General features: G+C 69.4%; 17 protein-coding genes. 5 read left to right on the top strand and 12 right to left on the bottom strand.

All coding sequences use genetic code 11. The features are described 5' to 3' along the window. Positions 1–12 precede the first annotated feature (12 nt). Positions 13–1,245: a glucose-1-phosphate adenylyltransferase gene (glgC, locus tag HH310_RS20820; RefSeq protein ID WP_169177259.1), complete on the top strand. Its 1,233-nt coding sequence runs from the start codon at positions 13–15 to the stop codon at positions 1,243–1,245. On the opposite strand, the gene HH310_RS20815 is transcribed toward glgC, so the two are convergent. The 3 genes from HH310_RS20815 to HH310_RS20805 are packed head-to-tail and all read right to left on the bottom strand — an operon-like array spanning position 1,242 to position 4,303. Beyond that, on the bottom strand, positions 1,242–2,237 hold the full coding sequence (locus tag HH310_RS20815) for an AraC family transcriptional regulator (protein ID WP_169177258.1): 996 nt from the start codon (positions 2,235–2,237) through the stop codon (positions 1,242–1,244). The genes glgC and HH310_RS20815 overlap by 4 nt on opposite strands. Positions 2,238–2,246: 9 nt before the next feature. After that, a complete protein-coding gene (locus tag HH310_RS20810) occupies positions 2,247–3,371 on the bottom strand; it encodes a DUF4331 domain-containing protein (RefSeq protein ID WP_169177257.1) in 1,125 nt (374 codons plus the stop codon). Positions 3,372–3,403: 32 nt separating this feature from the next. Continuing rightward, on the bottom strand, positions 3,404–4,303 hold the full coding sequence (locus HH310_RS20805; RefSeq protein WP_169177256.1) for a lytic polysaccharide monooxygenase: 900 nt from the start codon (positions 4,301–4,303) through the stop codon (positions 3,404–3,406). A 201-nt stretch (positions 4,304–4,504) separates the two neighbouring features. Between HH310_RS20805 and HH310_RS20800 the strand changes: the two genes are divergently transcribed. Beyond that, positions 4,505–4,873 (top strand): FKBP-type peptidyl-prolyl cis-trans isomerase, encoded by a 369-nt coding sequence (locus tag HH310_RS20800; RefSeq protein WP_169177255.1) that lies wholly within the window; start codon positions 4,505–4,507, stop codon positions 4,871–4,873. 73 nt (positions 4,874–4,946) lie between these two features. On the opposite strand, the gene HH310_RS20795 is transcribed toward HH310_RS20800, so the two are convergent. From HH310_RS20795 to HH310_RS20775, 5 genes are all read right to left on the bottom strand, one after another. Further along, positions 4,947–5,807: a hypothetical protein gene (locus HH310_RS20795; RefSeq protein WP_169177254.1), complete on the bottom strand. Its 861-nt coding sequence runs from the start codon at positions 5,805–5,807 to the stop codon at positions 4,947–4,949. A gap of 145 nt (positions 5,808–5,952) precedes the next feature. Then, positions 5,953–6,804 (bottom strand): carbohydrate ABC transporter permease, encoded by an 852-nt coding sequence (locus HH310_RS20790; RefSeq protein WP_169177253.1) that lies wholly within the window; start codon positions 6,802–6,804, stop codon positions 5,953–5,955. After that, complete coding sequence (locus HH310_RS20785) at positions 6,801–7,769, bottom strand: carbohydrate ABC transporter permease (RefSeq protein ID WP_169177252.1); 969 nt, start codon at positions 7,767–7,769, stop codon at positions 6,801–6,803. Before HH310_RS20785 ends, HH310_RS20790 begins: the two co-directional genes overlap by 4 nt. Positions 7,770–7,779: 10 nt before the next feature. After that, complete coding sequence (locus tag HH310_RS20780; protein ID WP_169177251.1) at positions 7,780–9,132, bottom strand: sugar ABC transporter substrate-binding protein; 1,353 nt, start codon at positions 9,130–9,132, stop codon at positions 7,780–7,782. Between the two features lie 123 nt (positions 9,133–9,255). Further along, positions 9,256–9,468, bottom strand: a complete 213-nt coding sequence (locus HH310_RS20775) for an RNA-binding S4 domain-containing protein (RefSeq protein ID WP_169177250.1) — start codon at positions 9,466–9,468, stop codon at positions 9,256–9,258. 79 nt (positions 9,469–9,547) lie between these two features. Between HH310_RS20775 and HH310_RS20770 the strand changes: the two genes are divergently transcribed. Then, positions 9,548–10,408 (top strand): DUF1775 domain-containing protein, encoded by an 861-nt coding sequence (locus HH310_RS20770; protein WP_169177249.1) that lies wholly within the window; start codon positions 9,548–9,550, stop codon positions 10,406–10,408. Between the two features lie 185 nt (positions 10,409–10,593). Here HH310_RS20770 and HH310_RS20765 read toward each other — a convergent pair whose 3' ends face one another. Beyond that, on the bottom strand, positions 10,594–11,442 hold the full coding sequence (locus HH310_RS20765) for a helix-turn-helix transcriptional regulator (RefSeq protein ID WP_169177248.1): 849 nt from the start codon (positions 11,440–11,442) through the stop codon (positions 10,594–10,596). A 152-nt stretch (positions 11,443–11,594) separates the two neighbouring features. Between HH310_RS20765 and HH310_RS20760 the strand changes: the two genes are divergently transcribed. After that, entirely contained in the window at positions 11,595–12,335 is a 741-nt protein-coding gene (locus HH310_RS20760; protein WP_169177247.1) for an SDR family oxidoreductase, read from the top strand. A gap of 116 nt (positions 12,336–12,451) precedes the next feature. Here the strand turns inward: HH310_RS20760 and HH310_RS20755 are convergent, their stop codons facing one another. The 3 genes from HH310_RS20755 to HH310_RS20745 all read right to left on the bottom strand — a co-directional run bounded on the left by HH310_RS20755 (position 12,452) and on the right by HH310_RS20745 (position 14,084). After that, a complete protein-coding gene (locus HH310_RS20755) occupies positions 12,452–12,868 on the bottom strand; it encodes a PIN domain-containing protein (RefSeq protein ID WP_169177246.1) in 417 nt (138 codons plus the stop codon). Continuing rightward, positions 12,865–13,086 (bottom strand): type II toxin-antitoxin system VapB family antitoxin, encoded by a 222-nt coding sequence (locus tag HH310_RS20750; protein WP_169177245.1) that lies wholly within the window; start codon positions 13,084–13,086, stop codon positions 12,865–12,867. The genes HH310_RS20755 and HH310_RS20750 overlap by 4 nt, the downstream gene beginning before the upstream one ends. A gap of 71 nt (positions 13,087–13,157) precedes the next feature. After that, positions 13,158–14,084 carry an exopolyphosphatase gene (locus HH310_RS20745; RefSeq protein ID WP_169177244.1) on the bottom strand — a complete coding sequence of 309 codons (927 nt, stop codon included), beginning with the start codon at positions 14,082–14,084 and terminating at the stop codon, positions 13,158–13,160. Positions 14,085–14,235: 151 nt separating this feature from the next. Between HH310_RS20745 and zwf the strand changes: the two genes are divergently transcribed. Further along, a complete protein-coding gene (zwf, locus tag HH310_RS20740) occupies positions 14,236–15,723 on the top strand; it encodes a glucose-6-phosphate dehydrogenase (protein ID WP_169177243.1) in 1,488 nt (495 codons plus the stop codon).

Genomic DNA, 15,723 nt, shown 5'->3' with positions numbered 1-15,723 from the left:
TAGCGTCCTTCCATGGCTGTCAAGGTGCTTGCAATCGTTCTGGCCGGTGGTGAGGGTAAGCGCCTGATGCCGCTGACGGCCGACCGGGCCAAGCCCGGGGTTCCGTTCGGCGGCATCTACCGCATGATCGACTTCGTGCTGTCGAATCTGGCCAACGGCGGCTACCTGAAGATCGTCGTCCTGACCCAGTACAAGTCGCACTCGCTCGACCGGCACATCTCCAAGACCTGGCGGATGTCGACGCTGCTCGGCAACTACGTCACGCCGGTGCCGGCCCAGCAGCGCCTCGGTCCGCGCTGGTTCGCCGGGTCCGCCGACGCCATCTACCAGAGCATGAACCTCATCCGGGACGAGTCGCCGGACTATGTGATCGTGTTCGGCGCCGACCACATCTACCGTATGGATCCGAAGCAGATGGTCAACGACCACATCGCCTCGGGCGCGGCGGTCACGGTGGCCGGCATCCGGCAGCCGAAGTCGATGTCCGACCAGTTCGGCGTGATCGACGTCGCCGAGGACGGCAAGCGGATCCGCGCGTTCCGGGAGAAGCCGAAGGAGGTCGACGGCCTGCCCGACGCGCCGGACGAGATCTACGCGTCGATGGGCAACTATGTCTTCACGACCCGGGCGCTGGTCGACGCGGTGACGCAGGACGCGCAGGACCCGGACTCCAAGCACGACATGGGCGGCAACATCATCCCGATGCTGGTCGAGCGTGGCGAGGCGAACGTCTACGACTTCCGCGAGAACGACGTGCCGGGCAGCACCGACCGCGACCGCGGGTACTGGCGGGACGTGGGGACGCTGGACTCGTTCTACGAGGCCCACATGGACCTGATCGCCACCCTGCCGATCTTCAACCTGTACAACCACGACTGGCCGATCTTCACCAACGGCGGCTCGTGGCCGCCGGCGAAGTTCGTGCACAGCTACGACGACCGGCAGGGCCGCGCCATCGAGTCGATGATCTCGCCCGGGGTGGTGGTGTCCGGGTCGCTGGTCGAGCGGTCGGTGGTCTCCCCCAACGTCCGGGTGAACTCGTGGTCGCACGTCGAGGGCGCGGTGCTGATGGAGGGCGTGTCGGTGGGCCGCCGCGCGATCGTGCGCAACGCCATCATCGACAAGAACGTGGTGATCCCGGAGGGCGCGCAGATCGGCGTCGACCTGGACCGCGACCGCAAGCTCTACACCGTCTCCGACAACGGCATCGTGGTGATCGGCAAGGGCCAACGGGTGGAGCTCTAACGCCTTTCCCGCAGGGTGTGCGAGGGCAGAACCCCAAACCTTTCCCGGTACGCCCCGGCGAAGCGCCCGAGGTGCGTGAAGCCCCAGCGGAACGCGACCTCGCTGACGCTGGCCCGCCACGGGTCGCCGCGGGACAGTTCGGCGTGCACCCCGTCGAGCCGGATCCGGCGCAGGTAGGACAGCGGCGACAAGCCCACGTGCTGGCGGAACGCCTCCTGCAGCACGCGCACCCCGACCCCGGCGATCGAGGCGAGCTCGGCCGCCGTGTACTGCTTGGCGGGCTCGGCGTGCATCGCGTCCAGGGCCCGCTTGACCGTGCGCGGCCGGCGCGGTCCGAGCATGCCGGCCGGTTCCTCGGCGCCGTACGGATGCTCGACGATCAGCGCGAGCCCGCTGATCAGCATGTCCCGCCAGCGGGCCGCCACCCTGGGCTGGGCGGCCAGACCCTTATCGTCGCGCATCTCGGTGTGCAGCAGGCGGACCAGCGCGGCCCACGTGCGCCCGGGGCCGTCGGCCAGGTCGAAGCTGGCGCCGAGCAGCAGCGGCGAAACGATCCGCGAGTCGGAGCCGGCGTCCAGTTCGCGTTCCAGCGCGTGCCGGTCCACCTTCACGCTGAGTAGCCGGCAGCCACCCGGCCAGTCCAGGTCGATGTCGCCGACCGGGCGGTACACCGCGGCCAGCGTCGGGTCGGCGACAACCGTGGTGCCGCCGTGCCGCGACTTCAGGCTGCCGGTCAGCGGGGCGAGCACGTGGTAGGCCGTCTCGAGGTCGGCGATCCACAGGTGCACGTCGCTGGCGTAGCTGATCTCGCCGACCGTGATGGAGCCCAGCACGACGACGTCGCCGTCGAAGGCGAACCGGGTGCGGTCGCCGACCGGCTCCATCCGCAGCGGACCGTAGAACATCGAGCGGCAGAAGGCGCGTGCCTGATCCACGTCGGTCGTTCGTAACGCGACGTGCACCGGCGGTTCAAAGAGCGTTCCGCCTGCCATGGGTCCACCCTAGACCCGTGGCGACCCCAGATAGGGAAACGTCGACAGCGGTCCGTCCACCCCGGCACCCTCTCCGGGCTCGGCCAGCGCGGCCGCGTCGTCCGGCCGGAAGTCCTCGTCCACCAGCGGAAACGTGGCACCGGCCAAGCACCGCAGCATGATCGATACGACGTCGTCGCCCGGCCGGCGGCCGTTCGGGAAGCCGGCCAGGTCGCCGCCGAGCAGCCCGAACGGGTTGGGGTCGGCGCTCGGCGGCACCGCGAGCGACAGGCGCAGCATGTCCGCCTGGGTCTCGCCGGTGGCGTTGCCGAAGCCGTCGACCAGCCCGTCCGGGATGCCGGTGAGCAGCAGCGCCACGAGATCCGAGCGCGGAGTGCCGGCCCGGACGAGACCGGCCAGGGCACCGAAGGCCCGCGGGTAGCGCGCGACGAGCCGGTCCGCGAACTCCGGCTTCTCGACGAACGCGGCGAACCGCTTGTCCTCGGCGGGCGGCAGCGTGTTCCACGTGTCCCGCTCGGCGGCCGGCATGACGACGTCGCCGACCAGCGGGTTGCCGAGCCGGGCCACCTGCAGGTGCGGGCCGACCACCACATCGTCGCTGTCGGTGTCCAGGCGTACCTCGCGGCGGCTGGCCGAGGTCCACACGCCGGCCACCGCGCAGTCCAGCAGGCTCCGCGGCATCTGCACGGCGATGGCGTGCACAGTGGACCGGCTCGGCCGGCTCGGCCTTTCGAAGGCGTACGGGCCCTGCTCGCCGAGGTCGAAGATCGCGCCCGGGTGGACGAAGAACGCGTCGGCGCGCTCGCCGGCGAACACCTTCTCCCCGGTGCGCAGCACCGAAACCCCCTGGTCGCAAGCCAGGTGATCGGCCAGCACGCGGTGTTTCCCGTACGCGTCGACGGTCGTCACCGAGTAGAACTGGCGCCGGTTCTCGCGCAGTTCGGTGCGGAAGCGGAACTGGTAGGACAGATCGGGGCGGGCGTCGCCGTTGACGTCGAGGTGGATCTCGTAGAGGACGTCGTCGCCGAAGTCGGCCTCCGGTTGCTGGGACGTCGCGTAGGTAGCGATGATCGTCACGGTGTCCGGCTTGTCCGGGCTGCGGAACGCGTACAGATCACTGGGCTGCGCTGACATACCGACCTTTCGTAGGTGCGACACCGTTGTGGTCAGCTTTGCCGCCGTCGCCGCCGGATTCCGCCGATCGCCGCCCAGAGCACCGCGCCGCCGCCCAGCACCGCCGCGCCCGCGATGAGCGAGTGACCGAGCGTGGCGCTGCTCTGGTCACCGACCGGAGTGAGGACCTGCGCCTGCTCGGACGGTTCGGTGGTCGCGGCCGGCGCGGCCGACGTCGTCGTATCCGGGGCGGCCGCGGCCGGGCTCGCCGTGGCCTTCTTGCTTGCCGGCGCCGAGGAGGCCGGGGCCTTGGTGGTGGGCTTCGGCTTCGCGGCCGCCTTGAACGAGAGGTCCGAGCACGAGTAGTAGGTGTCCGGCGTGCTCGACGTCTCCCAGACGATGTAGAGGATCTGCCGGCCGGTGCGCTGCGGCAGTTTCACCGTCATCGAGTACGCCCCGTCGTGCAGCGCCGGCTCCTTGACCTCGGCCAGGGGCTTGCTGCCGAGATCCGACCAGGCCAGCTTCTTCGTCGCCTTATATCCCGAATTCGTGAGGTAAATCCGGAATGATCCGGCGTGCGGGATCGTCGCCCGGTACTTGACCTTCAGCGTCTGCCCGCTCGACACCGACGTGGCCGGGAAGTCGTCCCTCGCGAGATCGAGACCCCGGTACGCGTCGAGGCCGCCGCTGCACAGCTTCCCGTCCGGCACGCGTGCCCGGTCGTTGCCGTTCACGTCCGGGATACGCAGGTTGTCGAAGTTGCCCAGCGCACCGCCGTTGGCCGTCTTCGCCGCCTTGCAGGCCGCGGCCCCGGTGTCGCTGCCGCCCGACGCGCAGGCGGCGGTCCGGCTGATCGGCGTGGTCGGAGCGCCGTGCGCGGCGGCGGGCAGCGCCGGCAGCAGTGCCGCGGCGGTGACGACGCCGGCCATGGCGGCGAGACGACGGATGATCATGGTGGCTCTCCCTGCTGCGCTTCTCCGGCGGTGCCGCGCAGGGATACGGAAAGAGAGCTTGAGTCGTTCAGCACATCGGGGGATCGATCCGGACGAGCCCGGCCGCATCGGGCTGTGATTGCATGGTGTGGGGCCCGGCCTCGCCGATCACGCTCTTACCGGCGAACCGGCCCCTGCCCAGAGGAAACGAAGGAGAACGTCATGGATAAGCCCGAGGTCGGCCCGATCCAGGGTGACCCGCCCGCGGAGCTGACGATCGAGGACATCACCGTCGGTGAGGGCCCGGAGGCGACTCCCGGTCACGTCGTGAATGTGCACTACGTCGGTGTGGCACATTCGACCGGCCGGGAGTTCGACGCGTCGTACAACCGTGGTGAGCCGTTCGCCTTCCCGCTCGGCGGCGGACAGGTCATCGCCGGCTGGGACCAGGGTGTGGCCGGGATGAAGGTGGGCGGCCGGCGCAAGCTGACCATCCCGCCGCAGCTCGGTTACGGCGCGCGCGGCGCCGGCGGCGTGATCAAGCCGAACGAGACCCTCATCTTCGTGGTGGACCTGCTCGGCGTGCAGTAACGCCGGCGGGTCCGCGGGGCCGGGGCGGGCACGTCCCGCTCCGGCCTTTCGCCGGGCTCCTCGCCGATCGGGATCATCCGCGGTTGCCCTTCATCAGCACGCCGCAGCCCTTCTCGTCGGGCAGCAGCGGACGGAACGTGATCAGGTACTTGTCCTTGCCCGAGGTCCACGGGGTGATCGAGGTGGCGGACTCGGCGGCGGCGAGCACCTTGTCCTTGTCGGCGCCGGTCACCGTGACACAGCCGATCTTGAAGCTCGGGTTCACGTAGGTGCCGGGCAGCGCCGGGCCGGGCCACGCCTTCGCCGGGCTCTGCATCCCGTCGCCGGGCTTCTGCCAGGGCCGGGCCAGCACGGCGACGGCGTCCGGGGCGTACGGCGCAGAAGCGGAACCACCGGCGAGCGTGAGCTCGGAGAGGCTCTTGACGTAGGCGGTGAGCTTGGTGCGGGCGTCGCGCTGCGCCGGGGTGAGCATCGGGTCGTCGGGCTGGCTCTGCTGCAGCGCCTCCACCGCGACCGACTGATCACCGACGGTCACCCGGGTGGTCGGCGCGTCGGCGACGTTGGGCCGGCCGAAGTCGGCGCCGCTGCGCACCCCGGCCGCCTCGCCCTGCTTCACGATCTCCTGGATCTTCGCCTGGCTGATCGTGGTGACCTGCACGTTGGGCAGCGCCGGACCCGGGTAGATCGCCGGGACCGGGCCCTGCGAGATCACCCGTCCGTCGGCGTAGACGCTGATCTCCGGCAGCCGGCCCACGGTCAGGCTGGCCGGGACGAACCCGCCGTACGACTCGGAGCGCACGACCAGGTCGTCGGCGTCGGCGGCGGGCTTGGCGGGGGCGGCCGGCTGGGCGGCGTCCCCGGCCGGCCGGGCGCAGGCGGCGAGCAGGACCAGGGGCACGGCGGCGGCCATCAGGGTGCCGTGAAGTCGAGTCATGCCGGTTCGACGATCCGGAGCGTGCACCGGTTCCGCCCTGGCGGGATATTTCACCCGGTTTCCGCTGACCGTCCGGTGGCCGGCCCCTTTTCTCCAGGGACCGGCCACCGTTTATTCGGGCGGAGTGAGGCTGGTGTGCCTCCTCTTATTTCACCGATCCCAGGGAAAGCCCCTGGACCAGCTTGTCCTGGGCCGCGAAACCGGCCACCAGCACCGGCAGCGACACCACGAAGGCGGCCGCGCACAACTGCGCGAGGAACAACCCCTGGCTGGTCACGAAGCTGGTGAGGAAGACCGGTGCGGTCTCCGCCACGGTCGCGGTCAGCACCCGGGCGAACAGCAGCTCGTTCCAGCTGAAGATGAAGCAGATCAGCGCGGTCGCCGCGATCCCGGGCGTGACCACCGGGGCGACCACCGAGCGCAGCGTGCGGATCAGCCCGGCGCCGTCCACCGAGGCGGCTTCGAGCATCTCGACCGGCACCTCGGACAGGAACGAGCGCATCATCCACACCGCGATCGGCAGGTTCATCGAGGTGTAGAAGATGATCAGCAGCCAGATGTTGTCGAGCAGGCCCACGTACTGCGCGAACAGGTACAGCGGCAGCAGCCCCGCCACCACCGGCAGCATCTTCGTGGACAGGAAGAAGAACAGCACGTCGGTCCACTTGCGCACCGGTTTGATGCTCAGCGCGTACGCCGCCGGCATGCTCAGCAGCAGCACCAGCGCCGTCGACACGATGCTGGCCGTGAGCGAGTTCAGCAGCGGCGGCCACGGGCTCGCGCCGCCGGAGAAGAACTCGCGGTACCCGTCGAGGGTGAGCGGCGCGAACAGGGCCGGCGGGTTCTGCGCGGCCTGCTCCTCGGAGTGGAACGAGGTGAGGATCATCCACAGGACCGGGAGCACGAACAGGATGCCGACCACCCAGGCGAGCAGGCTGAGCCAGGGACCGCCGCGGTCCTTGCGTTTGGGCACTGCCGGGGCGGTCACGGCGGTCATCGGCCTGCCTCCTGCCGGAACAGCGACGAGACGGTACGCAGCGCGAACGTCGCGATGATGATGGTGCCGATCACCACGATCACGGCGGCCGCGGAGGCCCGGCCGTAATCGTGCGCCTGGTAGAAGATCTGGTAGATCGTGTACGGCAGGTTCGCCGTGCCCAGCCCGCCGGACGTGATCGTGAAGACCGCGTCGAAGTTCTGCACGATGTAGATGGAGCCGAGCAGCGCGCCCAGTTCCAGGTACTGCCGCAGGTGCGGCAGCGTCATGCTGCGGAAGATCTGCCAGCTGTTCGCGCCGTCGATGCGGGCCGCCTCGATCACGTCGAGCGGCCGGCCCTGCAGCCCGGCCAGCAGGATCAGCATCATGAACGGCGTCCACTGCCAGACCAGCGCGAAGATGACCGACCACAGCGGCATGTTGCTGATCCAGTCCGGCTGCGGCGGGTGGTCCGAGCCGAACAGCCGCCACACCCAGGTCAGCGCGCCGTTGAACAGCCCGTACTCGGGGTTGTAGAGGGCGTGCTTCCAGAGCAGCGCGGCCGCGACCGGCACCACCAGGAACGGCGCGATCATCAGGGTGCGGACCGCGCCGCGGCCCCGGAACTTGCGGTCCAGCAGCAGCGCGATGCCCAGGCCCAGGAGCAGGCTGAGCAGCACCACGCCGGCGGTGAGCAGGATCGTCGTCCACACCGCGTCGCGCATGTTCACGTCGGTGAACACCCGCTTGAAGTTGGCGAAGCCGGCGAAGCCCCGCTCCTGCGGGTAGTACGCGTTCCAGTCCATGAAGGAGATGACCAGCGTCGCCACGAACGGCAACTGGGTGACGATGATCATGAAGACCAGGGCGGGCAGCAGCGGTGCCCGGCGCGCCCAGCCGGCCGCGCGCGGGCCGCCGGTGCGCGGCGGTTTCGGTGGGCGCGCCTCGACGGTGCCCTCGCCGGTCTGCGTGGCAACGGACGTCATCGGTCCTCCCTCACCCTTGCCGTGACTGGTAGCGCTCGGACACGTCCTCGGCGAGCCGCTGACCCCTTTCGAGCGCCTCGTCGACGCTCATCTGGCCGGCGATGGCCGAGCTCACGTACTGCGACACCTGGGTGCCCAGGTCGGTGAACTCGGGGATGTCGATGAACTGGATGCCGATGGCGGGACGCGGCTGCACGCCGGGGTTGCGCGGGTCGGCGCTCTCGATCGACGCGCGGGTGGGCTCGGCGAACGCGGACGCCACCTTGAGGTAGTCCGGGTTGTCGTACGTCGAGGCGCGCTTGCCGGCCGGCACGCTGGACCAGCCGACCTGCCGGCCGACGAGCTCCTCGTACTGACGGCTGGAGGCCCAGGAGATGAACTTCCAGGCGTTGTCCTTCTTCTTACTGGCCTCCTGGATGCTCCACGACCACGCGTACAGCCAGCCGGAGCTCTTGGTCTGCTCGACCGGCGCGGCAACGTACCCGATCTTGCCCTTGACCGGCGAGTCGTCGGCCTCGAGCGAGCCGGCCGCGCTGGTCGCGTCGTACCACATCGCCACGTTGCCCTGGACCATGTTGTTCAGGCACTCGGTGAAGCCGGCCTGCGGCGCGCCGTTCTCGCCGTGCGCGCGGACCAGGTCCACGTAGAACTTGGTGGCGGCGGTGAACTCGGGCGCGTCGACCTTCGGCGTCCAGTCCTTCTCGAACCAGGTGCCGCCGAAGGTGTTCACCACCGTGGTGAGCGGCGCGAAGATCTGCCCCCAGCCGGGCTGGCCGCGCAGGCAGATGCCGCGCATGCCGGGCTGCTTGCCGTCGACGCGGGCGGCGATGCCGGCGACCTGCTGCCAGGTGGGCCGGGCCGGCATGGTGATGCCGTTCGCGTCTAGCACGTCCTTGCGGTACATCAGGAACGACGACTCGCCGTAGAAGGGCTCGCCGTAGAGCTTGCCGTCGTCGGCGGTCAGCGACTGGGTCATCGGCGGCAGGATGTCCGACTGGTCGAACTGGGTGTCGGCCTGCGTGTATCCGTCGAGCGGCGCGATCCACTTCGACTTGGCGTAGATGGGGATCTCGAAGTTGCTGAGCGAGGCCACGTCGTACTGTCCGGCCTGGCTGGAGAACTCCTGGCTGATCTTGTCGCGGACGTCGTTCTCCGGCAGCACCGTGTAGTTCACGTTGATGCCGGTCTGCTTGGTGAAGTTGTCCGCGGTGAGCCGCTGCAGGTCGATCATCTGCGGGTTGTTCACCATCAGCACGTTGATGCTGTCCGGGCCGCCGCCGCCCGGTCCGCCGCCCCAGCCCGCGCAGCCACTGACGGCGAGGACGAGGACGGCCGCTGCCGCGGGGATGCGCCTGCGAAGCATGGGCCCTCCCGGTCGGTCGTGTGACGCCGGTAACACCCAGCCAGTTAATGCTGTCGATCTCGAACATGTCAACCGTTCGTCGCGCTCCGATCGACGAACGGTTACCCGATTTAGCCGAAAGTCCTATGTGGAGGAAACGCGTGCCTGCTGGCCGAGCACCGCCACCACGTCGCCCGGGTGCAGCTGGCGGCCCCGGCGGGTGTCCACCTCGCCGTTGACCGTCACGTCACCCGACGCGATCAGAATCTTGCCCTCGCCCCCGGTGTCGATGAGGTCGGCCAGTTTGAGAAACTGCCCCAGCCGGATCATGTCGCCATCAATCGGCACATCACGCATGCCCCCATCATCTACCGGCGGGTTCGAAAACTTTCCGGCGGGCTTGAACCTTTCGAGGCCCCGGTACGAACTACCCGTCGTGAGGTACTTCCAGCTGGCCCGCCGTGCGGGCGTCCCGGCCGCCGCCGTGCTGTTCGGCGTGCTGGCCGCCGGCCCGGCCCTCGCCGACGTCTCGGTCAACCCGCCCAGCGCACCCCAGGGCAGCGCGCAGAACTTCGTCTTCCACGTCACCAACGACGGCACCGCCGCGATGACCCAGGTCAAGCTCAGCCTGCCCGCCGACACGTCGGTGGCCGAGCTGTACCCGTTGTCGGTCGACGGCTGGGCTCCGAAGATCGACACGAAGACACTGGCCACGCCGATCCCGCAGATCCACGGCGGGGTGCCGACCACGCAGGTGGCCGAGGCGATCACCTGGATCGCGATGCCCGGCAAGGCGCTGGCCCCGGGCAAGTCGGCCGACCTGACCGTCGCGCTCGGCCCGCTGCCCGCGCTGAGCCAGATGAAGTGGAACTTCGCCGCCACGTACGGCGACGGCAAGCCCGGCCCGGCGCTGACCGCCCCGGTCGTGAAGCTGACCCCGGCCGACCCGAACGACCCGTCGGTGGCCGAGCACGCGGCCCACGAGGGCGGCACCGCCGCGACCGGCACCACCACGACCGGCTCGGACGACGCCGAGAACCAGTTCTTCGCGAAGACCGCCTCCGACGCCCAGCGCGGCACGTCGATCTGGGCGATCCTCGGCTGGGTAGTGGCCGGCCTGGCCGTGCTGGCCGGCGCCGTCATGATGCTGCGTGGCCGGCACCGCGCCGAGCAGGACGAGGAGCCCTCGTCGTCCTCCTCATCGTCCTCGGACGACGACGAGACGGAGTCCTCGTCCGACGGCGACGAGAAGGAGCCGGTCACCGCCGGGACCAGCAAGTGGAGCTTCAAGGGCTGAGAAAGACTCCCGCGCGTGGTGGACGCGGGCGATGTCGTGCCGACGCGCGTGGGGCGCGAAGCACGACCGAGCGGGTGGGACCTTTTGGGCAAGGTCCACGACCCGCGACGAGGGGGATGGGAGAGGGTTCGGCTCTCCCATCCCCCTCAATAATCCCTCGCTGAAATCCCTTGCTGAGACTTCGCTCAGACGAGGAGTCCACGCAGCTCGGCGAGCTTGCCGTCGGCGGGCGAGCCGGCCGGGGCACTGTGCACGTTCATCTTCTGGACCGCGTCGCCCGGTACCGGGAAAGCCTCGCAGTCGAGCCGGAACTCGCCGACGGCGGGGTGGCGCATCACCATCCGGGCGAGGGTGCACTCGAAAGCGCCCGGCTTCGCCCACATCACACGGAAGTCCGCACTGCGCTCACGCAGCGTCGCGATCACCTCGGCCACCCGGGCGTCGCCGGGATTGCCCGCCGCTTGCAGGCGCAGGCCGTGGACCATGCCTTGGGCGATCCGCTGCCATTCGACGTACCGCTGCCTGGCCGCCGGATCCAGGAAGGTCCACACGGCGAGATTCCGCTCGGCGGCCGGCGCGGCGGCCGGGTCGAAGAAGATCTCGGCCGCCAGCTTGTTCACCGCCAGGACGTCCATACCGCGACCGGTCACCATCACCGAGACGTCGCTGAAGGCGTCCACGAGGTGCCGGATCGTCGGACGCACCCGCTCCCGGCGAGACGGCGAGGTGCCGGCCCGCCGGCGTGGCCCCTCCGTCAGATCGCGCAGGTAGCGGCGCTCCGCCTCGTCGAGCCGCAGCGCGTCCGCGACGCCTCTCAGCACCGCGTCGGAGACGTGGCCGACGCGGCCCTGCTCGAGCCGGGTGTAGTAGTCGAAGCTGACGCCCGCGAGCTGGGCGACCTCCTCGCGGCGCAGGCCCTTGACCCGGCGCTGCCGGGGATCGGCGCCGGAGCTGCGGAGTCCACTCACGGTGGCGGGCGCCGTACGGGCGCGGGCCGCACGCAGAAACCCGCCGAACTCTTCCCTGGCGTTCATCGGCTCCTCTGGCTGCCCTGATGAGTACTGGCAGTCCTAGGTAACGCGAGGCCGACCGAACTGCATTCCAGCCGCTTGTTCTTGGTTGTGATGAGCGGACGCGAAACACCGCGCCCGAAAGTCGCATCCCCGATCAAGGAGATCGCATCACCATGTCCGACTCGAAGGTTGTCCTCGTCACCGGCGGCGGAACCGGCATCGGCGCGGCCACCGCCCGCCGCCTGGCCGCGGCCGGCCACCACGTCGTCCTCGGCGCCCGCCGCAAGGACCGGCTCGCCGCGGTGCACGAGGAGATCGCCGAAGCCGGCGGCTCCGCCGAATACGCCGTCCTGGACGTCGCGGACCCGGAGGATTTCACCAGCTTCGTGCGGCAGGCCGCCCACCGGCACGGCCGGATCGACGTGCTGGTCAACAACGCCGGCGTGATGCCGCTGTCCCCGCTGAGCGCGCTACGCGTCGACGACTGGCAGCAGATGATCGACGTCAACCTCCGCGGCGTGCTCCACGGCATCGCCGCGGTCCTGCCGATCATGCGCGGTCAGGGACACGGCCACGTCATCAACGTCGGTTCGACGCTCGCCCACCAGGTGGCCCCCAGCACCGCCGTCTACAGCGCCGTGAAAGCAGCCGTCCGCGCCGTCTCCGAGGGACTGCGCATGGAGAACCCCACCCTGCGGGTGTCCGTGATCAGTCCGTCCTTCGTCGAATCCGACCTGATCTCGGACGGCGGGGATCCCGGCACCATGGCCTGGGTGCGGCAGATGGCCGCGACCCGCAACATGCCCGCCTCCACCATCGCGGACGCGATCGCCTACACGGTCGGCCAGCCGCCCGACATCAACGTCTTCGAGATCCTCGTCCGCTCCACCGTCGACGTCCCCGCCGCCGGCTGATCCCGCAGAAGCAGCGGGCCCCAACCCCTTGGGGCCCGCCCTCTGAATCGATAACTCCAGATATTGGCGTTAGTCATTCCGCGGTGGGCACTCCGGCCCGGACGAGGAGGTCGCCCTTACGACGGGATCGTCTGGACCCGGCGTTCGGCCAAGTCGGGAAGGTGTCGTGCGGCGGTGACGAAATCGTTGTCGTCGTGCAGGACCACCAGCCCGCGGACGGCGGCGCACGCGCAGATCAGCAGATCGACGCACGACAACGCGCGATGCGCTCCGGCACGCAACAGGCGATACTGCGCGGACTCGACCCATTGCCACGCCGACTTCGGCACCGGGACGTCGGGGTACAAGTCGGTGAACATGGCGGTCATCTGCTCGTAGTCGTCGAGGTTGCGAGCCGAGCGGCGAAACTCGGTGCGCTGCGGCTGGCATGATCCGATCGCGTGGTCAGAGATCACGTCGGACCAGCCGGCTCGCACCTCGGAATCGCGCAGCAATCGCCACAGAGCCGACGAATCGGCCAAATAGCGCATCACGCAGCGGGCCCCTTGCCGGCCGCGTGCATGTCCTGCCAGCCTTCGTAGTCCCAGGTCTGGGCCGCGGCGGCGTAGTGCTCGAGTGCCGCGATGCGGCGATGCCGGGCCGCGTACTCACGCAGGGCCAGGTTCACCGTCTCCTTCTTGCTGCGCGCGCCGGACAGCCGCATGGCCTCGGCCAGCGCGTCGTCATCGAGATCGATCTGAGTGATGGCCACGGCGACCTCCTGTTGATGATGTACAACGCGCTCATACATCTCCACCATAGCAAGCAGCCCGCCCGGTGCCGTCAGCGCCGGGCGTTCAGGTCCTCGATCAGCTCCTTCTCGACCTGGCCGGCCTGGTCGTGCGGGACCTGGCAGGTGCCCGCTGCGATGTGGCCGCCGCCGCCGTAACGCAGCATCACCTCGCCGATGTCGACCGGGGAGGTGCGGTCGAGGATCGACTTGCCGCAGGCGAAGACGGTGTTCAGCTTCTGGCGGCCCCAGATGACGTGCACCGACACGCGCGCCTCGGGGAACAGCGCGTACACCATGAAGCGGTTCCCGGCGTGGATGACCTCCTCGTCGCGCAGGTCGACCACCACGACGTCGCCGTGCAGGGTGCTCACCCGGTGCAGCTGGGCCACGAACGGGTCGTGTTGCGCGTGGTAGAGGTCGGCGCGCTCCTTCACGTCCGGCTGGGCCAGGATCTCGTCGACGTCGTCGTGGGCGATGCACCAGTCGATGAGGTTCATCATCAGGTCGTAGTTGGAGATCCGGAAGTCGCGGAAGCGGCCCAGGCCGGTGCGGCTGTCCATCAGGAAGTTCAGCAGCGTCCAGCCGCGCGGGCGCAGGATGTCCTCGAGCGCGTAGTCGGCCGAGTCGGCCTGGTCCACGGCGCGCATCAGGCCGTAGGAGACCTGCGGGAAGCGCTGCTGGCCGCCGAAGTGCTCGTAAATGACGCGTGCGGCGGACGGGGCGTCGGCGTCGATCACGTGGTTGGCCAGGCCGCCCGCGTTGCGCAGCGTCTCGGAGTGATGGTGGTCGAACACCATGTGCGCGCCCGAGGCGTACGGGAGATTGGTCAGAATGTCTCTGTCGGTGATCTCCACCGCACCGTCCTGCACGTCCTTGGGGTGCACGAACGTGATGTCGTCGATCATGTCCAGGTGGCGCAGGAGCACCGCGCACACCAGGCCGTCGAAGTCACTGCGCGTAACCAGGCGGTACTTCACGGGCTCTCCCCTGAGTGTGTTCGGATTCACCCCAGTTTGCCACTTTTGCCGCTGAGGCCCTGGTCGCATCGACGGATGAGATCGAACTTGGGAGCCGCGGGCTGCGTAAGGTTTTCGGTGAAAACAAGTTCCGTATGAGGACTCGGAGACCATGGACAACGCCCCCCAGCTCATTCAGGAGCGCAGCGCCCCACCCGCCACGCTGGTGATCTTCGGCGCCTCGGGCGACCTGACTCGCCGCAAGCTGCTCCCCGCCGTCGAGAGCCTGGCCCGTCACCACCGCCTGCCCAACGAGTTCGCCCTGGTCGGCGTCGCGCGCACGCCGATGCTCGACGAGCAGTTCGCGGACAGCGCGCTCGGCGGCCTCAAGCTCGCCGACAAGGTTCAGCTCGCCGGCGGCATCCGGTACGTCTCGGGCGGCTACGACGACCCGGAGACGTACAAGCGGCTGGCCGAGACGCTCGACGAGCTCGACCGCACCCGCGGCACGTCCGGCAACCGGCTGTTCTACCTGTCCACCCCGGCCGAGGCGTTCGAGCCGGTGATCAACGGGCTGGCGTCCGCCGGGCTCAACCACACCAAGGAGGGCGTCTTCTCCCGCCTGGTGATCGAGAAGCCGTACGGGCGGGACCTGACCACGGCGCGCGAGCTCGACGCGGTGGTGCACAGTGCGTTCGACGAGCACCAGGTGTTCCGCATCGACCACTACCTGGGCAAGGACACCGTCCAGAACGTGCTGGCGCTGCGCTTCGCCAACTCGATCTTCCAGCCGATCTGGGACCGGTCCTGGGTCGACCATGTGCAGATCACCGTGGCCGAGACGCTGGGCGTGGGCACCCGCGGCGGCTTCTACGAGAACGCCGGCGCGATGCGGGACATCGTGCAGAACCACGTGCTGCAGGTGCTGGCGCTGTCGCTGATGGAGCCGCCGGCCTCGTTCGACGCCGAGGGGCTGCGCAACGAGAAGGTGAAGCTGCTGCAGGCGATCCGGCTGCCCACCCACCGCGACATCGCCGACCTGGCGGTCCGCGGCCAGTACACGCGGGGCGGCACGCGCGACGACCTGATGGCGGGCTACCGCGAGGAGGTCGGCGTCGATCCGCTCTCGCGTACCGAGACGTTCGCGGCGATGCGGCTCAACGTGGACAACTGGCGCTGGGCCGGGGTGCCGTTCTACGTGCGCACCGGCAAGCGGCTGCCAGCCCGGGTGACCGAGGTGGCACTGACCTTCCAGCGGCCGCCGCACCTGCCGATCCCGCAGGACCAGCTCACCGAGCTGGAGGCGGACGCGCTGATCCTGCGGATCCAGCCGAACGAGGGCATCTCGCTGCGCTTCGGTGCCAAGGTGCCCGGCCACTCGTTCCGGGTGCGCACGGCCAGCATGGATTTCTCGTACGACCAGACGTTCACCGAGGAGTCCCCGGAGGCGTACGAGCGCCTGCTTCTGGATGCCCTGCTGGGTGACCCGACGCTGTTCATCCGCACCGACGAGGTGGAGCAGTGCTGGCGGATCGTCGACCCGATCATCGAGCACTGGGCGAACGACGCGTCGCCGATCCCCACCTACGAGGCCGCGTCCTGGGGGCCGACCGACGCCGACCGCCTCATCGGACGGTCGGGCCGGCAGTGGCGTAATTAA

Origin of the sequence: Actinoplanes sp. TBRC 11911, assembly GCF_012933445.1 — a bacterium.
Classification (GTDB): domain Bacteria; phylum Actinomycetota; class Actinomycetes; order Mycobacteriales; family Micromonosporaceae; genus Actinoplanes.
Note: the sequence above shows the minus strand (reverse complement) of the source record. Positions and strands in the feature narration are given on the sequence as shown.

Excerpts from the sequence above, each read along its gene's own strand:
- glgC (WP_169177259.1), top strand. The coding sequence starts at position 13 with ATGGCTGTCAAGGTGCTTGCAATCGTTCTGGCCGGTGGTGAGGGTAAG.
- HH310_RS20815 (WP_169177258.1), bottom strand. The coding sequence starts at position 2,237 with ATGGCAGGCGGAACGCTCTTTGAACCGCCGGTGCACGTCGCGTTACGA.
- HH310_RS20810 (WP_169177257.1), bottom strand. The coding sequence starts at position 3,371 with ATGTCAGCGCAGCCCAGTGATCTGTACGCGTTCCGCAGCCCGGACAAG.
- HH310_RS20805 (WP_169177256.1), bottom strand. The coding sequence starts at position 4,303 with ATGATCATCCGTCGTCTCGCCGCCATGGCCGGCGTCGTCACCGCCGCG.
- HH310_RS20800 (WP_169177255.1), top strand. The coding sequence starts at position 4,505 with ATGGATAAGCCCGAGGTCGGCCCGATCCAGGGTGACCCGCCCGCGGAG.
- HH310_RS20795 (WP_169177254.1), bottom strand. The coding sequence starts at position 5,807 with ATGACTCGACTTCACGGCACCCTGATGGCCGCCGCCGTGCCCCTGGTC.
- HH310_RS20790 (WP_169177253.1), bottom strand. The coding sequence starts at position 6,804 with ATGACCGCCGTGACCGCCCCGGCAGTGCCCAAACGCAAGGACCGCGGC.
- HH310_RS20785 (WP_169177252.1), bottom strand. The coding sequence starts at position 7,769 with ATGACGTCCGTTGCCACGCAGACCGGCGAGGGCACCGTCGAGGCGCGC.
- HH310_RS20780 (WP_169177251.1), bottom strand. The coding sequence starts at position 9,132 with ATGCTTCGCAGGCGCATCCCCGCGGCAGCGGCCGTCCTCGTCCTCGCC.
- HH310_RS20775 (WP_169177250.1), bottom strand. The coding sequence starts at position 9,468 with ATGCGTGATGTGCCGATTGATGGCGACATGATCCGGCTGGGGCAGTTT.
- HH310_RS20765 (WP_169177248.1), bottom strand. The coding sequence starts at position 11,442 with ATGAACGCCAGGGAAGAGTTCGGCGGGTTTCTGCGTGCGGCCCGCGCC.
- HH310_RS20760 (WP_169177247.1), top strand. The coding sequence starts at position 11,595 with ATGTCCGACTCGAAGGTTGTCCTCGTCACCGGCGGCGGAACCGGCATC.
- zwf (WP_169177243.1), top strand. The coding sequence starts at position 14,236 with ATGGACAACGCCCCCCAGCTCATTCAGGAGCGCAGCGCCCCACCCGCC.